5 protein-coding genes are annotated in these 18,262 nt (G+C 52.9%); 2 read left to right on the forward strand and 3 right to left on the reverse strand.

The annotated features are described in order from the left end of the window. Positions 1–9: 9 nt before the first annotated feature. The 3 genes from RSC70_RS14435 to RSC70_RS14445 form a co-directional block, all read right to left on the reverse strand. Entirely contained in the window at positions 10–2,154 is a 2,145-nt protein-coding gene (locus RSC70_RS14435; protein WP_130998986.1) for a type I secretion system permease/ATPase, read from the reverse strand. A 30-nt stretch (positions 2,155–2,184) separates the two neighbouring features. Beyond that, positions 2,185–3,549: a TolC family outer membrane protein gene (locus RSC70_RS14440; protein ID WP_025798054.1), complete on the reverse strand. Its 1,365-nt coding sequence runs from the start codon at positions 3,547–3,549 to the stop codon at positions 2,185–2,187. Positions 3,550–3,789: 240 nt separating this feature from the next. After that, entirely contained in the window at positions 3,790–16,041 is a 12,252-nt protein-coding gene (locus tag RSC70_RS14445; RefSeq protein WP_332542841.1) for an Ig-like domain-containing protein, read from the reverse strand. 496 nt (positions 16,042–16,537) lie between these two features. On the opposite strand from RSC70_RS14445, the gene cecR reads away from it, so the two are divergent. Further along, positions 16,538–17,269, forward strand: a complete 732-nt coding sequence (gene cecR / locus RSC70_RS14450; RefSeq protein WP_332542842.1) for a transcriptional regulator CecR — start codon at positions 16,538–16,540, stop codon at positions 17,267–17,269. After that, a complete protein-coding gene (gene hlyD, locus RSC70_RS14455) occupies positions 17,262–18,260 on the forward strand; it encodes a secretion protein HlyD (protein WP_282807289.1) in 999 nt (332 codons plus the stop codon). The genes cecR and hlyD overlap by 8 nt, the downstream gene beginning before the upstream one ends. Positions 18,261–18,262: the final 2 nt, after the last annotated feature.

Below are 18,262 nucleotides of genomic sequence, written 5' to 3' on the forward strand. Positions count from 1 at the left end.
CGTCTCCCCTTAGGCTACAACCGACGTCACGTTGCTATTACGCTGCGTCTGGCCGAGAATTTCATCTCGCGAACCATCAGCAACCACTTTTCCGCCGTCCATCACAATAATTCGGTCAACTAACGACAGCAGCGCCGGACGATGCGTCACCAAGATCAAGGTTCGCCCCGCCATCCAGCTTTGTAGCTGCCTTATCACGTAGCTTTCGAGCTGTTCATCCATTGAGGCGGTCGGCTCGTCCAGCAGTACAACCTGCGGATTACGCACAATCATGCGGCTCAGCATCACCATTTGCCGCTGCCCACCGGACAAACCGCGCCCGCCTTCATTGATCATACGGTCAAGACTGGCGGCGTCTTTTTGCACCATGCTCAGCGCACCGCTGATGCGCAGCGCTTGAATCAGCTCCTGATCCGTCGCATGTGGATGGCCTAACATCAGGTTTTGCCGCAGGGTGCCAAAAAATAGCCGTGAATCCTGCGAAAGCAGCCCAATTTGGCGCCGCACATCGACCGGATCGATATGGGCCATATCTACGCCGTCGATAATCAGCTTGCCTTTGCTGGCTTCGGCTTGGCCTGACAGCAGTTTCAGCAAGGTCGATTTGCCTGCCCCAACTTTGCCAATCAGCGCCACGCGTTCGCCCGGCTTAATCTCAAGTTCAGGGATATACAGCGCCTGCTCACCCTTTTCGATATCGTAGCTATATTGCACATTATCGAGCTGATAATGACCCGCCAGCGCCGGACAGTGCGCCATTTTATGCTCGGGGTCGCGGTCGAGCGGTTTCTTCAGCAAATCGTTCAAACCGGTCATCGCGCTCTTGGCATGTTGCCAGCGCGAAAACACCATGGTGAGCTGCATCAAAGGCGCAATCGTGCGCGAAGACAGCAGGCTACAGGCCACCATGGTGCCGGTAGTAATGTCGCCCGCTAAGACCAGATACGTTCCCAGCACCAACATGCCCGCATAGGTCACCTGCTGCACGGTCGATGCCCAGCCGCTCAAGCGCGCACCCCAGACACGCTGCTTCATCCCGATAGCGGCGCTCACGTGATGCGTTTGCTCCCATTGACGCTGAAAATAGGGTTCAGCCTGTAGCGCTTTGATATCCTCAACACCTTCAATCGATTCCACCAATACCGCATTACGAATCGCGCTTTCACGCATCCCTTCTTTAGCGAGTTTCGCCAGCGGCCACTGGATCAGAATACCGGGGATCACAATCAGCGGAATCGCTATCAGTGGGATTGCCACCAGCGGCCCACCCACCATCGCCATAATCACCAAAAACAGCAGCACAAACGGCATGTCCATCGCCGCGCCCACCGTGGTGGAAGTCAGCAGTTCGCGTACCTGATCGATTTCACGCAGTTGAGAAATAAAAGAGCCGGTCGATTTTGGCCGTGCATCGTTTTTAATCGCCAGCGCGCGGGCAAAGAACATCGACGACACTTTTAGGTCAATATGCTTGCCCATCAAATCGGAGATATGGGTACGCGAGAGGCGGATGAAATACTCTAAAAAAGCCGCAAACAAAACGCCCACAAACAGCACCCACAGCGTCGGATACGACTGCGCAGGGATCACGCGGTCATACACCTGCATGGAAAACAAGATCCCCGCCAGCGCCAAAACGTTGCCCAGCACCGACGCCATAGAGATCTCTGAAAGTTTGCGGCCTGCATGCTTAAAGTGATGCCAAAACCAATGCTGCTGATAGGGCTGCACAAAATCATCGATGCGTGAATCATGTCCGCGCGCGGCGATGCCGAGCAGCACCACGTCTGGCTGTATGCGACCGAGCAGAGCCTCAAGCTCTTCTTCTCGCACCATATCGCCGCAGTCGCTTAGCCAATAGCTGACATGTTTTTCAGCATCAAGGTTTTCCAAGATCAGCACCGAGCCATCTTCTAGCTGCGCCATCACCGGCATTACTTCGTTGCGCCAGCTCACGCTGTTTTTCGGTCGGATAGTTATCTGTAAACCCAGTAGCGCGCCTATCCGCTCTAAGCGGCGCTGTAACGGAAGATTTTCAAACCAGCGCATCTGCTGACGCAGCGCTGGAATATCGCAGGGAAGTCCAAAGCGCCCTGCGGCGCGCACCATCGCTAAAATCCATTTATCGGCGCCTGAATGTTGCTCTGCTGCCATCTCATACCTCTTCTGGATTTAACGCGCTTGTTATAATGCCGGCAGGGTGTCACCCGTGACCTTTGGCCGAGAAATATTCAGCATATCTAATAAGTTATCGACGGCACCCGCATAGCGAACCGCCGCATCCCAAACGTCATAACGAGCCACTATCGCCGCGCTATCGGCCTGTAACACGTCTTGCTCAACGCTGAGCAGATCGTTCAGGCTACGTTTGCTGAGCTTGTATTCATCCTGATACACGCTGCGCGTATTTTCCGCCGAGCTAAACTGCTCTTCACCGGCCTCTTGGCGCTGCTGTGCGCCAATCAAATCGGCATAAGCCACCGAGGCTTTTTGGTTAATATCCAGCTTGCTGGCCTCAACCTCTGCCAGTGCCGCTTGGCGATCGCCTTCTGCCGCATCCACCTTGGCGCTGGTAGCGCCTCCTTGATAGATTGGCGCTTGCACCACTAACTGCACGCGGTCATCCCAGTAAGAACTGTCACTGTTTTCATAACGAGTTCGACCAGCCTGCACAGAAATTGTCGGCCAATGCTGCGCCTCAGCCTGTCGCACGCGCTGCTCGGCGGCTAATTGCTTAGCCTGAGCGCTACGCACCGCGCTGTTCTGTTCATAAGGAAGATCTTTGATGGTGACCTTTTGATCGAGCAGGTCTTTGGGGAGGTCGGGAAGGTTTTCAGATACCACGCCGGTCAACACCGTCAGGTTTGCCTGAGCGGAGCGTTCCTGCGCACGATATTGTTCATAGGTGGCGTTCATGCCTGCAATGCGGGTTTCCGCTTGTAACACGTCAGACTGAGAGCTGAGCCCAGCATCTGCGCGCAGCTTTGACATCTCTTTCACCGATTCAAGCGAGGCCAAATTGCGCTTTGCCGCCGCCATCAGCTCTTGATAGCGTTTTACCTGTAAATACGCCTGAACCGTTTGCTGGCCCACGTTATTGAGCACCGTATAGAGCTGATAATCATAGGCCGCGCCTAGATTATGTTGCTCATCAATGCTGCCGCTGGTTTTACCAAAATCATACAGCAGCTGGTTCAGCGTCACGCCCGTAGACGCATTGCTGTTGAGCGAACCGGAGGAGTCCGTTTGATGCGAACGCCCCGCCGCACTTTGCAGCGATACCTGAGGATACCAAGCGCTTTTTGCCACGGTGAGGTTGGCTTCCCCTACGTGGATCTGCGCCGAGGCCTGAGCAATTTGCGGATGACGGCCAAATGCTCGCAGGATCGCTTCTTTAATCGTGAGTTCATCTTGTGTCTGCTCAGAAGGCGCGGATTGCCACTGATAGTTGGTTGTGGTGGTTTTCGCCCACACCGGTAACACAGCAAAACAGCCCAAACCACAACACATCCAGACCGTTACCGGCCATTTTTTTATGCGCTTATTCATCGTGCCCCACCTTTACATCGTGATGATGGCTTATCGGTTTTATGTGTTAGAGCTCATCCTGCTCTGTGTTTAATTTTGCATTTACGGCTGATCGCTGTACTGCCCCCTCCCAGCCTCCCCCTTAGCAGGGGGAGGAGCGGACCGTGATCTCATGACATCTCCGACCGGTTCCCTCCACTGACAAGGGGAGGGTTAGGGTGGGGTTATTGCTCTCCCTTCGCAGAGGGAGAGTGAATACACCTACATCAAGTTCACATGCAGACCTTGTTGAATCAGCACGTCTCCCAACGTACTGCTGCCGGTTGAGGAGTTGTGGTAAACGTCGTAGGTCACGCCGTTCACTTCACGTTGACCGCTGACATCCCAGATATCGCCCTGTCCATGCACCAGATTGACCCGATCGCCGATGCTGCCTTTGATCAGTAAGTCATCCTGATGTTTATCCGTGACGTTCAGCGCTTCCTTGAGATCCAAGGTGATGGAGTTGTTACCCGCTTTGCCGAGGTCGAAAATCTCGATGTGCTCAACTTTCAGCCCCAGCGAAGTGAGATCCAGATTGAGGTTGCTGCCGTCCAGCACCAGCGTATCGGTGCCCGCACCACCGTCGATGTGGGTAAAGCCCACATCACTCACGTGAACCTTATCGTTCCCCACACTGCCGCTGACTGAAGCGCCGCTGTTATGCGTGCCGTCTGCCAAATCGATAGTGACGCCGCCGATGGTAAAGGTGCCGGTAGTGGATGTGGTCGCCGAATCATCGAGACTGCTTGTAGACTGGCTTTGTGACAGATGATCCTGAGAACCAGAGTGGCTGGCTGACACATCATCAATGCTCATCGCCATCATCATTGCCGGTGCTGGCGCAGAAGTTGGCGTTACATCGATAATATGACCATCCAGACCAACGTTAACGACCACGCCGTTGCCGGCAGAATCGTGAGCGCTGAGGTTCACCACCTTATTGAGCAGCAGAAGTTGCAGCAGGTTTAGCGTTAAGCCCAGCGACGCAGACCAGTTGCCGTTACTGTCCACCGTGGTATCAGCCGCAAGCGTATCGTTCAGCAGCGAAACGTGAAGCGCCGCGCCGTTCTGCAAGTTTTTAGACGTACCGGTAATCACCAGCAGTTTGCCGCCAAGCAGCAGATCGCCCAGTGAAGGCAACGTTACTACGTTGAGCCCCAACAGCGGTTGACTTAGTTTGATCCCTACATCAACGCCGGTGCTGTTGGTGTTGCCCACTACGTCGGTGACTTTGACGCCGATATGTAGCGAACCATCGGTCAACGATTTCAGCTGAGTTGACGTTAAGTTAAGCGACCATGTTCCATTCGCATTCACCGTTGCCTGATAGTCTACGGTGCCGACTGTCACCACCACTTTGGCACCCGGCAACGCGCTGGTTACCGTACCGGTAAGCAGCTGTGAAACGCCGGACTCAGCGATATTCAGAATGCCATCACCAAATATGCCGCTCGATATCCCCACGGTTGGCAAGTGGGTGATCACATTGAGTGAACCACCTGCGCTCGTCGTGTTACCAATTGGGTTAGTTAGCGATACGTTGACGCCCAAATTGCCATCGCCCAGCAGGGATAAATCGGTTTTAGGAACGCTGATACTCCATGAGCCATCATTACCTACCGTAGTGAGGTAAGACTTGCCGCCCAACGTCACGGTCAGTTGCGAGCCTTGCGCATTGGTACTGGTACCGCTGATCACCTGCGCACTGACTAAATCGCCGATATTCAGGCCACCGTCGCCAAAAATGCTGCCGATAGTCAGCGTTGGTAACGCGTGCGTCACGACCGACAATATGCCGCTGGCACTCGCTGGGTTACCTGCCGCATCTTTCGCCGTTATGCCGACCGTCAGATTTCCGTCAAGTAACGCTTTGAGATCAAGCGGAGAAACGGACAGACTCCATGCCCCGCCGCTGCCCACTGGCACGGTGTAGATTTTCGACCCCAGCGTTAGCGTGAGAGAACCGCCTGCCAGATTAGAGGTGGTACCGCTAATCAGTTGTGACGTCAGCAAATCACCTACGCTCAGAACCCCATCGCCAAACAGGCTACCCAGCGTAATCGTCGGTAAGTTGTGCGTCAGCGTAGTCAGTATCGTCGGCAGCGAGCTGGTATTGCCCACCGCGTCGGTAACGCTCACGTTGATATTCAGCGGTCCATCGGCTAATCCACTCAGCAATCCTGCCTTCAGCGTGGCGCTCCACGTTCCGTTCGGATTGATGGTCGCGGTTAGCGGCGTACCGTTAACCGTAATATTCACCGTACCGGAAGTCAGGTTGGTTACTTTGCCGCTGATGACTTGATCCACCAGCGATTCTGCTTTATTGAGGAATCCGTCACCGCTCAGCAGCGGATCGAGCGTGATAGTTGGCAGATTGGTCAGCCCCACCTTCACACCAGCCGTAGTCGAAGACGTATTGCCGCTTGGCGTGGTCACGGTAACCGTTGCCGTTAGGCTGCCATCCGGCAACTGAGCAAGATTGGCTGGCGTTAACACAATGCTGAATGTGCCATTGGCTAACGTCACACCCGTAAAGGTTTTGCCGCCGATCAGCACGTTGACCGTTGAACCCAACGGCGCTCCGGTCGCCGTACCGGTAATCAGTTGGTTAGTCGTCGCGTCCACCGCGTTCAGCAAACCATCGCCGAACAGGGAAATGCCGCTCAGGATTGGTGGTGTCAGGTCGAGTTTCAGCCCAACGGTTTGGTCAACTGGGTTACCGGCAACGTCGTTGCCTTTCACCTCAACCGTCACGTTGCCGCCGACGACGCCTTCAAGAATGCCGAGGATTTGCGGCGTGACCACAATGCTCCACTTGCCGTTGGCACCCACGACCGCCGTCGCCACCTGAGATCCACCAATCAATACCTGTAGCGTTTGCCCCACCATACCGCTGGTAGAACCGCCAATCGACAGGCCGCCCGCCAGCGCTTCGGTTAATGACAGCACGCCGTCGCCAAACAGCGGGTCCAGCACCAACGTTGGCAGGTTATGAGTAATTACGCTCAGGTTGGTGTTACTGGTCACCACGTTGCCCGCCGGATCGGTGGCGATAATCACCACTTTCACCGATCCATCTTGCAAACCAGCCAAGACATTTTGCGGAATGGTGGCACTCCACGTGCCGTTGGCGTTCACCGTCGCATGGAAAGTGCCAATCCCCAGTTGTACGTCAACCGTGGTACCCGCAACCATATTGCCGAGTGTCCCAGTAACCACATTATTCGCGGTGCTTTCCAATTGGTTCAGGAAGCCATCACCTATCGCAACCACGTTTTGAATCAGCGGCAGATCGGTCAGCGCCAAGTCCACATGTACCGGCGTATGCACGATATTGCCGTTTGGATCGGTGAGAACTAGATCGAAATCCAAGGTTTTCCCGAGCGCAGATGAAAGCCAGAAGCTTGGGTCAATATTGATGCTCCATTTACCGTTGTTACCCACGTCGGCGGTAAACAGTTGGCCCAGAATAGTGGCCGAAACTTTTGCACCGGTGTAGTTCCCACTCACGGTGCCTGTCAGCACTTGCGTCAGCAGTGACTCCGCCAGATTCAGCACACCGTTGCCACCAATCAGCGTATTGAGCGTATCGCCGAATCCCTGATTCAGTGCCACGTTTAAACCCACGTTAACAGGAACGCTAACGTTGCCCGCGCTGTCGGTGCTGGTGACGGTAATCACCTGCGGGCCATCGGTTAAGCCTTGTAAATTTACTTTAGGAACGTTTAACGACCATTGACCCAAGTTGTCCGTCTGAATAGTGACGCCCGCTAGCGTTCCTACTTTAATCGTGACGCTGCTGTTCGGTTCTGCCGATCCGTTTAACAGTATGCCCAGACCAATATTGACGGAGTTAAGCAAGCCGCCAACGCTGATCGGGTTAATGCTGACTAACGGGATAGTGGTATCGACGAGAATCGGATGGTCAACTTCAACGCTGTTACCCGCTTTATCTGCCAGCTTCGCCACAATCGTTGAGCCGTTTTGCCCCAGCGCAGCCATATCTTGGACTGAAATAATCACCGACCATTTAGCACCGCCTGCGCCATCGCTCACTACCGCAGCGCTGTAGTTTTTGTTGTTGAGCGTTATTTGTACGTTCTGGCCAATTTCCGTCACGCTCGCGGTGCCGCTGAGCGTTTGCGGCACCGCCGCCTCAGAGGCATTCAGTATGTCATTGCCCGCAAAGGCGTTAACGGTCAGCGTTGGCGCAGTAAGATCAACGTTGATACCTAAGTTCGCAATTTGTACCGGAAGCCCACCGGTTGCCGTAATGGTATGCGTTCCTTCAGTAAATGCGGAATTTGGAACGCTGATTTGCCATGACCCATCAGGCTGAATAGCAACCGGTAATGACGTATAGCCAGGAATACCGCTCACCGTCACAATCAGCGTCCCTCCAAGCTGTAAACCCGTGGTGTGGCCGCTAATAAGAACCGAACTTGACGAGAGATCGTTAGTTCCCAACAAATTGTCTTCACTGACAGGATCAATCGTCAGGCTAATCAACGGCGGCGTATTGTTGACGATATAGTTCACATTGATTGACGCGGCGTTATTACCCGCAGCATCAGTACCCGATACGCTAAAAGTGCCGGAAACCACTGAACCGATAGACGTAAGATCGCTTAAGCCCAGTGAATAGCTCCACGAGCCATTCTCCTGAACAAGCGCCGAGAAGGATTTTCCTCCGAGGGAAATATTGATGATCTGGCCTGCGCTAAAGCCGGTTGACGTCCCACTAATTACCTGCAACGTATGAAGTTCAGCGTAGTTAATCTCACCGTCGGTGACAAAGTTAGGGTTCACCGTAATCGTCGGCAACGTCAGCGCAATCAGCGCTTGCCCAGTCGAGGAGTTAGTGTTTAATCCTGCATCCGTTACGGTGACCTTGATATCTTGTAGACCGCTGCCCAAGTTCGCTGCGGTCATATCACTCGGCTGTAAGTTCAACGACCATGAGGTGCCGCTTGGATCGATAGTGGCAGTAAAGTCATGGCTATTAATGGTGACAGTAACCGTCGACCCCGCAACCGCCGAATTATTCAACGTCAACGAGCCATGCAGTATCTGTACGCTGGTGCCGTCGGTCACGTTCAACGCACCGTCACCAAACGGCGTATCCAGCGTCACGCTTGGCGGCGTCAAATAGGCGGTAAACGTCGGTACCGGTGTGATGGTGGTTGAGTTACCCGCAGCGTCTTGCGCGGTGAGCGTAATTTCATGCTCGCCGTTACCAATACCCAGCAGCGCTTTTGGTGGCAGCGTGATCGTCCAGATGCCGTTAGTATCTACCGATCCGGTGTAGGTGACACCGCCGATATCAACGCTCAACTTAACCTGTTGATTCGCTCCAGTAGAACCGGTCGTTCCTGTCAGCACTATCGTGTCATTGGCCTCACCGATATTCAGCAGGCCATCGTTAAACAATATGCCAATAGTAGGATTCGGTGGCGTTAAGCTGGCGGTAAAGCTGCCATCTATAAAGCCAACGTTGCCTGCATGATCGGTCACCTCAACGTGAATAATCCCTGGGCCATTGGTTACGGTGGCTAAAGCGTTTGGAAGAACCGACAGCGTCCACTGGCCATCAGTCGTCACCACAGCGTTCAGCGTTTGCGTTCCGATGGTGACTTTAACAATCTGTCCTGCGCCGGTAATACCGGTGCTCCCCGTCAATATTTGCGACGCTCCGGCTTCGGCAATGCTCAGCAGTCCATCACCAAACGGCAGGTTAATGGTTGGCAACGGCAAGACGTGAGTCAGAACTTCGGCGGTTTGCGTTGGTGATGTCACCACGTTACCCGCCGCGTCTTTCACCGTCACCGACAGTGACCAGATACCATCTGGTAGACCCTGTAGCGTTGGGGCGTCGAGCGGCAGCGTCCAACTACCGTTAGGATTCACGGTCGCCGTGACCGGCGTACCGTTGATGTTGACGATAACGCTCACGCCCACGTTGGTGGCTAATCCAGACAAACCATGCAAGGTGGTAGCCGTTTGTGCATCCACAAAGTTCAGAATGCCGTCGCCAAACGGCGTATCTAAGGTTGGGATCGGCAGCGTGATTTTTGCCGTAAAGTTTGCCGAGCTGCTGGTTTCGGTATTGCCAGCGCGATCCGTGAGCGTCACGCTCAGGGTATGGCTGCTATCGCTCAGCACGCTGAGCACGTTAGACGGCAACTGCACCGTCCAATTACCGTTCGCGTCTACAGCCCCTACATATTTGGTGCCATCCAGCGTGATGTACACCGTTTGTCCCGCGCCCAGCAGGCCTGAATTACCGGTCAGAGTTTGCCCCAGTAAAGCTTCAGCATTGTTCAGCACGTTGTCACCAAACAGCGGCAGCGTTAGCGTCGCGGTAGGTTCGAAGTGCGTCAAGACATCCAACTGCCCTGTTGCGCTGCCGATGTTGCCGTAGGTGTCGGTCGCGGTAACGGTAATGGTTGCTTTGCCGTCGGCTAAAACATCCAGAATGTGTCCACCCACCGGAATCGACCAATCGCCATTGGCTCTCACGCTGCCAATGATCTGCACGCCGCCGATGTTGACCGTGATTTTGGTTCCTTGCAGCAAGTGCGTCGAGGTGCCGGTTAGCACACCACCCGTCGCCGACTCGACAATGCTCAGAATGCCATCAACAAACGGCGTATCTAAGGTGAGGGTCGGCAGCAAATGAGTGCCAACATTCAGGGACAGATCTTTACTCGTGGTATTGCCTGCGCTATCGGTCGCCGTTACCGTGATGGTGTTGGTGCCATCCGGCAGCGCCTGAAGATCACCGGCTGAAACCGTCAGTTTCCAGATGCCGTTACCGTCAGCGGTTACCTGTACCGTTTTGTTGTTGATGGTGACACTGACCGTTTGTCCGGCGTCTGTTTTGCCACTTAATATCTGTGAAACCAACGCTTCAGCGTAGTTCAGCACGTTATCAGTAACGAAGAGATCGATGCTCAACAACGGTGCCTGTATATCCACCTGCACGTTATGGGTATCGCTGGCCGGGTTTTTCGCTACGTCGTTCACGTTGGCAACGATGTTTTGTGAGCCCTGATCCAGTTTTTGCACGTCAGCAGCAGGAACCGTGACGCTCCACAGACCGTTGGCATCGACGCTGCCGGTATAGGTTTTGCCGCCCAGCGTAACGGTAACGGTTTGTCCATTGGTTACATGGGTGGTGGTGCCGGTAATTTGCAGGTCGCTTTGCGCTTCTTTGGCGTTAATCACGTTATCACCAGCTACGGTATTCACGTGAATCGTCGGCAAATCAGCAGGCTGTGCGATAACGGTCACATTGTGGGAATCCGTCGCAGGGTTTCCGCTGGTATCACTCACCGACACGTTAATGCCATCAATGCCGTCTGGCAGTTGCTTAACATCAGCGGTTGGAATGTTGTAGCTCCAGCTACCGTCTGCGTTCACGCTGGTGGTGTAGGTTTTACCGTTCAGCGTAATCGTGACGATTTGGTTTGCTTCAACGTTCGTTGAGGTACCAGAAATCGTCAGCGGAGCGTTAATCTCCGAGGCGTTGATATAGTCATCGCCAGAGACCGTGCCAATATGAATGGTTGGTTGGTTCGCCGCCGAGGCATCCAATTTAACCACTTGGTTAATGGTGCCGGTATTGCCTGCAACATCGGTGAGTGAGGCGTTGAACACAATATTGCCATCGCTCACGCCGTTAAGCGCACCGGCTGGCAGCGTGAGGTTCCAAGTGCCGTCTGGATTCACGTTGGCGGTGTAAGTCGCACCGTTGACAACCACTTTGACAACCACGGACTGTCCGCTGTCGCTAACCGGCGCTGTGCCTGAAATCACAATCGGGCTATGTGCTTCCGCAGCGTTAATCACGTTGTCGCCGGTGATTGGATTAATAGTCAGCACCGGTAGCGTTTTGTCGATCTGAGCGCTGCCGCTGATGTTATTGCTGTTGCCGACCGCATCGGTTGCCGTCACGGTAATTGGCTGCGGGCCATCCTTCAGGTTGGTGAAATCACCACTTGGAATATTCACCGTCCAGTTGCCCTGTGCATCAACCGTCGCGGTATAGTTTTTGCCGCCGAAGTTGACCATCACCTGCTGGCCTGCACCCGCCACACCGGTGGTTCCGCTCAGTTGCTGGTTACTACCCGCCTCTGCGGCATTCAGATAACCATCGCCAAACGGCGCATTGAGGGTTGGGTTGGGGGCGGTATGAGTAATAATTTCAAAGTTTTGGGTAGAGGAAACCGGATTCCCTGCATTATCTAATCCAGACACCGTCACCGTGGCGGTGCCGTCAGGGATTACTTTGGCAGCCTCAGCAGGGACTGTCACACTCCAGAGACCGCCAGCCTGAATGGTCGCGTTGTAGGTTATCCCATTGAGAGTCACTTCTATATTCCCGCCAACCGGAATATTGACGGAGGTTCCGTTAACCACCAGCCCTGAGGCCACTTCGGCTGAGTTAACCAGGTTGTCACCGGTAAGTGGTGATACGGTTAAAGCGCTGGCGGTGGTATTGACGGTGACATCATGGCTAGCCTGCGCGCTGTTGCCGCTCAGATCGCTCACTTTAACGTCGAGGGTGTAGCTGCCGTTGTTCAAATTACTTAAGGCACCCGCTGGAATATTCACTGACCAGCTATGGTCAGTGTTTACCGTGCCGGTATAGCTGCTACCGCCGATGGTGACCGTAACCGTTTGTCCAGCCTCGACGTTTATCGCTTTGCCGGTGACAGTCTGCAGATTCTGGCGCTCGGTACCATCCAGCACGTCATTGCCCGCAAAGACGTTAACACTGAGCAGCGGCGCTAGGTTTGGATCAGAGGCGATCGAAATGGTTTGTTGTAAACTCGCACCGTTGCCGGCGTTATCAGCCACGCTCACGCTGATGGTGGTATCACCATTGCTCAGCGCTTTCAAGTCAGCGGAAGGAATCGAGGTGGTCCAGTTGCCGCTTGAGTCTACCGTTGCAGTATAAGGTTTACCATTTAGAATAATGGTGACCGTTTGACCTGCTTCAGCCCCCACGGCGGTGCCAGACAGCGTTTGTGCCTGCGTGGCTTCCTGAATGTTCAGGCGGTTATCACCAGCAAAATTATTAATCGTAATCACCGGCGCGACGGTATCGACCGATGCGGTGAGAGATCCCCCGACTTGGTTACCAGCAATATCGCCCGCCGTCACTTTGATGACCTGATTACCGTTTTGCAGCGCCTGCACATCAGCCTGAGGCACCACGACTGACCAATTGCCATTCGCATCTACGCTGCCGGTATAGTCATGCCCATTTAACGTCAGGGTGATGGTTTGCCCTGCGCCAGTGATCCCTGTTTTACCGGTAATGGTTTGTGCGCTCTGCGCTTCGGTGGCGTTAAGCACGCCGTCGCCAAACGGCACGTCAATGGTTGGGTTCGGCAAGGTATGCGTGAGCACATTAAGATCGTGCGTCGCACTCACCGAGTGCCCGTCTTTGTCTGTTACGGTGGCTGTCACGGTAGCTACGCCATCTTTCAGCGCGTTGAGATCAACGCTGTTTACCGACGCTTGCCAGTTGCCATTAGCCCCAACCGTCGCCAGATAGATATTGCCATTCAATTCGACGGTGACGACACTGCCAGCGCTCACGTTGGTGGTAGTGCCGTTAATATTTAAGATGCCATTACTCTCGGCAACGTTGAGGAAATCATCACCCGCAATAATAGAGATCGCAATGCTGCCGTGGGTGGTATCAGCATCGACGTTGAAGCTGAAGTTACCGTTAACAGTTTGCCCCGCCAAGTCGGTCACGCTGACATTGCCGCTAGCAAGACCATCGGGTAATTTTTCCAGATCGGCTGAAGGGATCGTCAGGCTCCACGATCCGTTGGAAAGCACATGCGTGGTGTAGGTTTGACCGTTAAGCGTCACCGTAATCGTGCTGCCGGTTTCAGCGTTGGTGGTGGTGCCTTTAAGTATCTGATCGGTTTGGGCTTCGCTATTATCCAGCGTGCCATCACCGGCAAAGAGTGAAACCGTGACCGTTGGCAGAAGATTTTTCACCGCGAAGTTATGGCTGCTGGTGGTGCTATTGCCTGCGCTGTCGGTCAGCGTGGCAGTAATGGTGTAATTGCCGTTAGTCAGCGGCGCGAGATCGGCAGCTGGAACACTGACGCTCCAACGGCCATCGGCCCCTACGGTGGCGCTGTAATGCTTACCGTTGATCAGCACATCGACCAGTTTGCCTTGTTCAGAAGTAGACGCAGTCCCTGACACAACCTGATCGTTATTTTGCTCAGCGGCATTCAGTACATCATCCCCGGCAAACAGAGCAATAGACAATAGAGGTGCAGTGGTATCAACGTTAAAACTGCCACTGATCTGGCCGGTGTTACCCGCAGTATCAGTGACAAAAACCTTATACGCCAACGGACCATCAGCAAAGCTATGTAAATCACTCGCTGGCACTGACACGATCCAATTTCCCTGCGCATCGACCATCGCGTTATACACCTTACCACCAAGGGTAACACTGATGACCTGTGCTCCCTGCGTACCAGAAACTCCCGTCAGGGCCTGAGTCTGATTCGATTCTTGCAAATTCAAAACACCATCGGTGAAAGGCGTATCAATGGTGGGTGCAGGTAGATCATGAGTCAATACGTTGAGCGTATGCTGGTTTGAGACAACGTTACCCTGCGAGTCTGTCACTGTGGCGGTAATAGTCGCTGGACCATCAGCCAGCAGGGCAAGATCTGACGCCGGAATACTAACCGTCCAAAGACCAGCTACTCCCACCGTTGCATCATAACTTTTGCCGTTGAGCAACACGGTAACATGTGCTCCAGCATCCACGCCCACGGTAGTTCCGCTAATAGCCAGCGGATGTAACGCCTCACTGGCGCTTAAGTAATCGTCGCTAGAAACAATTGAAATAGCGATGGATGAGTTGTCGCTTGCGAAGTTAAAACTATGCGAGTCATTTGCTATCTGATTGGCATTATCGCTAACGCTGACGGTGAAACTATGGCTGCCTACTGACAATGCGCTTAAATCACTGGAAGGAATGGTGACTTTCCAAGAACCATCAGATTGAACGGTGGCAAGATAGCTTTTACCGTTATCGAGCAGAATGGTCACTACGCGCCCAGCTTCAACATTCAATGTGCTCCCGCTGAGCACTTGGGCGGTTTTCGCTTCGGCGCCGCTGAGGGTATCATCGCCAGCAAACTGGCCAACGTTGATTGTTGGTAATAAGGTTTTCACCTCAAACTGTTGACTTTGTGTACTGGTATTACCGTACTGATCGGTAATTGAAACTGACAAACTTGTCGGTCCTTCAGGCAAGTTCAGTAAGTCCCCGCTAGCCACGCTTATACGCCAAGAGCCATCGGATGCAACCGTCACTGTGTAGGTTTTTCCGTTAAGCGTAAGAGTGACCTGTTGACCCGCATTATCTGCACTGGTTTTCCCACTCAAGTACTGGGTTAACGAGCTTTCCAACTTACTAAGAATATTATCGCCAGCAAAAGCATCTAGCGTTAATTCAGGCAGCGTCGTTTTGACGTTCAATTCCACATTCGTGGTCGTACTGTGGCCGGCGCTATCGGTCAACGTTACGCTGATATTCTGGCTGCCCTGCGGTAAAGCCTGCAAATCCGCAGGAGGAATGTTAATACTCCACTGACCATTAGCATCAACCAGCCCTGTATATGTTTTTCCGTTGAGCGTCACCGTTACCGTACGTCCGGCATTCGAGGCCGTCGTGCTGCCGCTCAAGGCTTGGCTAAGCAAGCTTTCGCTATTATTGAGGATATTATCGCCAGCAAAGGCATTCACTTTTAAGGTTGGGTTGGTTGTTTGCCCTCCTTCGCCATTGCCGCCGTTGCCTGTACCATCGCCTCCGCTATTACCATTGCCATTTCCACCATTGCCATTTCCGCCATTGCCGCCGTTATTGCCGCCATTCCCTGAGCCTCCATCTCCGTTTGAGTCATTGTTGTTGCCATGCCCTCCGCCTCCCCCACCTGCGGCCAGTGCAATACCGCCGCCGATAGCTAATGCCCCGAGAACTCCGCCAATCACGCCAGCAGAGATGCCATCATGCCCAACTAACGTCGTGATCCCGTCACCCAGCGTCTCATAAGTCGGGATCACTGTTTGCGCGGTAGAAGAACCTGCCATGTCTGCAAATGGGAAAATGGCATGGTGTGTCGTTTTGCCATCATCGAAAACTAACTCGCTGTGCTCACCGTGCTCATCAATAAAGAAAAAGCGCTGATAGCGCACGGTAGATCCATCTTTCATGTGGACAATCAAATCATTGCCCTGCCGCTCATAGCTAGCCACTATGGAAGTGTCACCGTGGATTTTCACCACGCTGGACTCCGTTAACGTTATGACTCGATTTCCTTGAGCATACTGAGCAATTTCTTTCCCATTGGAACGAGTAACAATATCAACGCTTCCTGAACCCGCAGATGCGCCAGAGGATAAATTTGACTGTGCCATAACCACTCCTTTCAATCACTTTGCTGTGTATAAAGCGCGCCTAAATGCAGCGCAAACTTAGCCGCAGCTCGGCTAAGAAGCCGTGCTGTGAAATCATTGACCTGGTTAAAAAACTTAAAAACAGCGAATCGAAACGTGTAGATACTTTCTAAATTAAAAATTCTTACTTAGAAATATATAAACAACGATTGATATTAAGGCAATCCGATATTTACATAAATTTAACTATAACTCACAAATTAGGCACAAATAAGCGATATGCCATTGGATGAATTTTTCATGACAAAAATTATTATCACTTAATACATATAGTTAAAAGAAAACATTCGAATCAAGAGAGGAAATAATTAATGTTAATGATTAGTAAATTTATTCATTCATAAAATCCATCATTAGCCACATTAATCATAATTTCTAATTATTTATTATCGGTCTTTACAGCCATATCTTTAGCGCCTAAAGTTAATCAATCATATGATTAACTTTATAGTGTGAAATGAAACCATCGACAAAGCCATCAGATACACCGATGACTTCTCGCGGCGAGCAAGCGAAGCAAGCACTGATCGACTCCGCTATTGCCTTGTTTGGTGAGCGAGGGTTGGAAGGTGCCACAACACGCGATATTGCCTTAAAAGCGGGACAAAACATTGCCGCGATTACCTACTACTTTCAGTCCAAAGAGGGACTTTATCTCGCCGTAGCTCGCTGGATCAGCGACTTTATCAGTCAGGCTTTCGCCCCCCTACAGCAAGAGTGTTCACTCTTTCTTTTACAGAAAGACCCCAAACCTGATGCGTATTTAGCTTTCATTCATCGAGGGCTTGCTATCTTTTGCCACCTGATGACACAGCCAGAAACCCTGCACCTCAGCCAAATTATGTCACGTGAGCAGTTGGCCCCCACCCCTGCCTATCCGCTGATTCATCAGCAATGCATCGCGCCACTGCACCGGCTCATGACGCACTTGGTCGCAGGTTACAGTGGCCTCCCAGCAGATAGCGCGGTGACAACGCTGCATACCCATGCATTGTTAGGCGAAGTGCTGGCTTTTCGTATGGCGCGTGAAACGATCCGCATTCAGGCTGGCTGGGAGTCAATCGGCCCCGAGCAGGCAGACCTGATTAATCAAGTTTTACAACAACATATTGATTTACTTCTGAACGGATTGCGTATGACTTATTCGTCAACGGCGCAATCGACTACGGATGGGATGAGTGATGAATAACAAAAAGCTCGTTGGAGTCGTTGCAGTTTTAGTCATTATCGCGCTGGTGATTGGCGGCATTTATTACTACCGCAGCCAAGAAGATCGGGATTTAACGCTGTACGGTAACGTGGATATTCGTACCGTTAACCTTGGTTTTCGCGTTAGCGGTCGTTTAGCCTCACTGGCCGTGGATGAAGGCGACACCGTCACCCCTGGTGCGCTATTAGGGAAACTCGATGATGCGCCTTTCATTAACTCGCTTAATGAAGCCAAAGCTAACGTGGCCGCCGCGCAGGCTCAGCTCGATTTGCTGCTAGCGGGATACCGTACGGAGGAAATCGCTCAAGCGCGCGCAGCGGTCGCACAACAACAGGCGGCGTTCAGCTACGCCGACAGCTACTTAAAGCGTCAGCAAGGCTTATGGGCCAGCAAAGCCACTTCTGCCAATGATTTAGAAGACGCGAAAACAGCCCGCAATCAAGCATTAGCCAATCTGCAAGCAGCCAAAGATAAGCTGTCTCAGTACGAGACAGGTAATCGTCCACAGGAAATCGAACAGGCGCAGGCCACCTTAGCGCAGGCACAGGCGGCAGCCGATCAGGCTGAGCTAAATCTAAAAGATACACAGCTCTTTGCACCTTCCACCGGCACCGTTCTCACCCGCGCCGTTGAGCCAGGCACCATGCTGGCTTCTGGTAGCACCGTATTCAGCGTGTCACTCACCCGTCCAGTGTGGGTTCGTGCCTATGTAAGCGAAGAAAATCTTAGCCGCGCGATACCGGGAACCGAAATTGAAATTTACACCGATGGCCGCCCAGATAAGCCTTATCACGGCAAAATAGGTTTTGTTTCACCCACCGCCGAGTTCACGCCGAAAAGCGTCGAAACGCCAGAATTACGCACCTCGCTGGTCTATCGCCTACGCGTCATTGTGACCGACGCCGATGACAGCCTGCGCCAAGGCATGCCTGTGACCTTACGTTTCAACAATAACGGTGCCAAACGCTAAGG

This window comes from Hafnia sp. (genome assembly GCF_036648275.1).
GTDB lineage: Bacteria > Pseudomonadota > Gammaproteobacteria > Enterobacterales > Enterobacteriaceae > Hafnia > Hafnia alvei.

Coding starts and splice junctions, on each gene's coding strand:
- RSC70_RS14435 (WP_130998986.1), bottom strand. CDS start 2,154: ATGGCAGCAGAGCAACATTCAGGCGCCGATAAATGGATTTTAGCGATG.
- RSC70_RS14440 (WP_025798054.1), bottom strand. CDS start 3,549: ATGAATAAGCGCATAAAAAAATGGCCGGTAACGGTCTGGATGTGTTGT.
- RSC70_RS14445 (WP_332542841.1), bottom strand. CDS start 16,041: ATGGCACAGTCAAATTTATCCTCTGGCGCATCTGCGGGTTCAGGAAGC.
- cecR (WP_332542842.1), top strand. CDS start 16,538: ATGAAACCATCGACAAAGCCATCAGATACACCGATGACTTCTCGCGGC.
- hlyD (WP_282807289.1), top strand. CDS start 17,262: ATGAATAACAAAAAGCTCGTTGGAGTCGTTGCAGTTTTAGTCATTATC.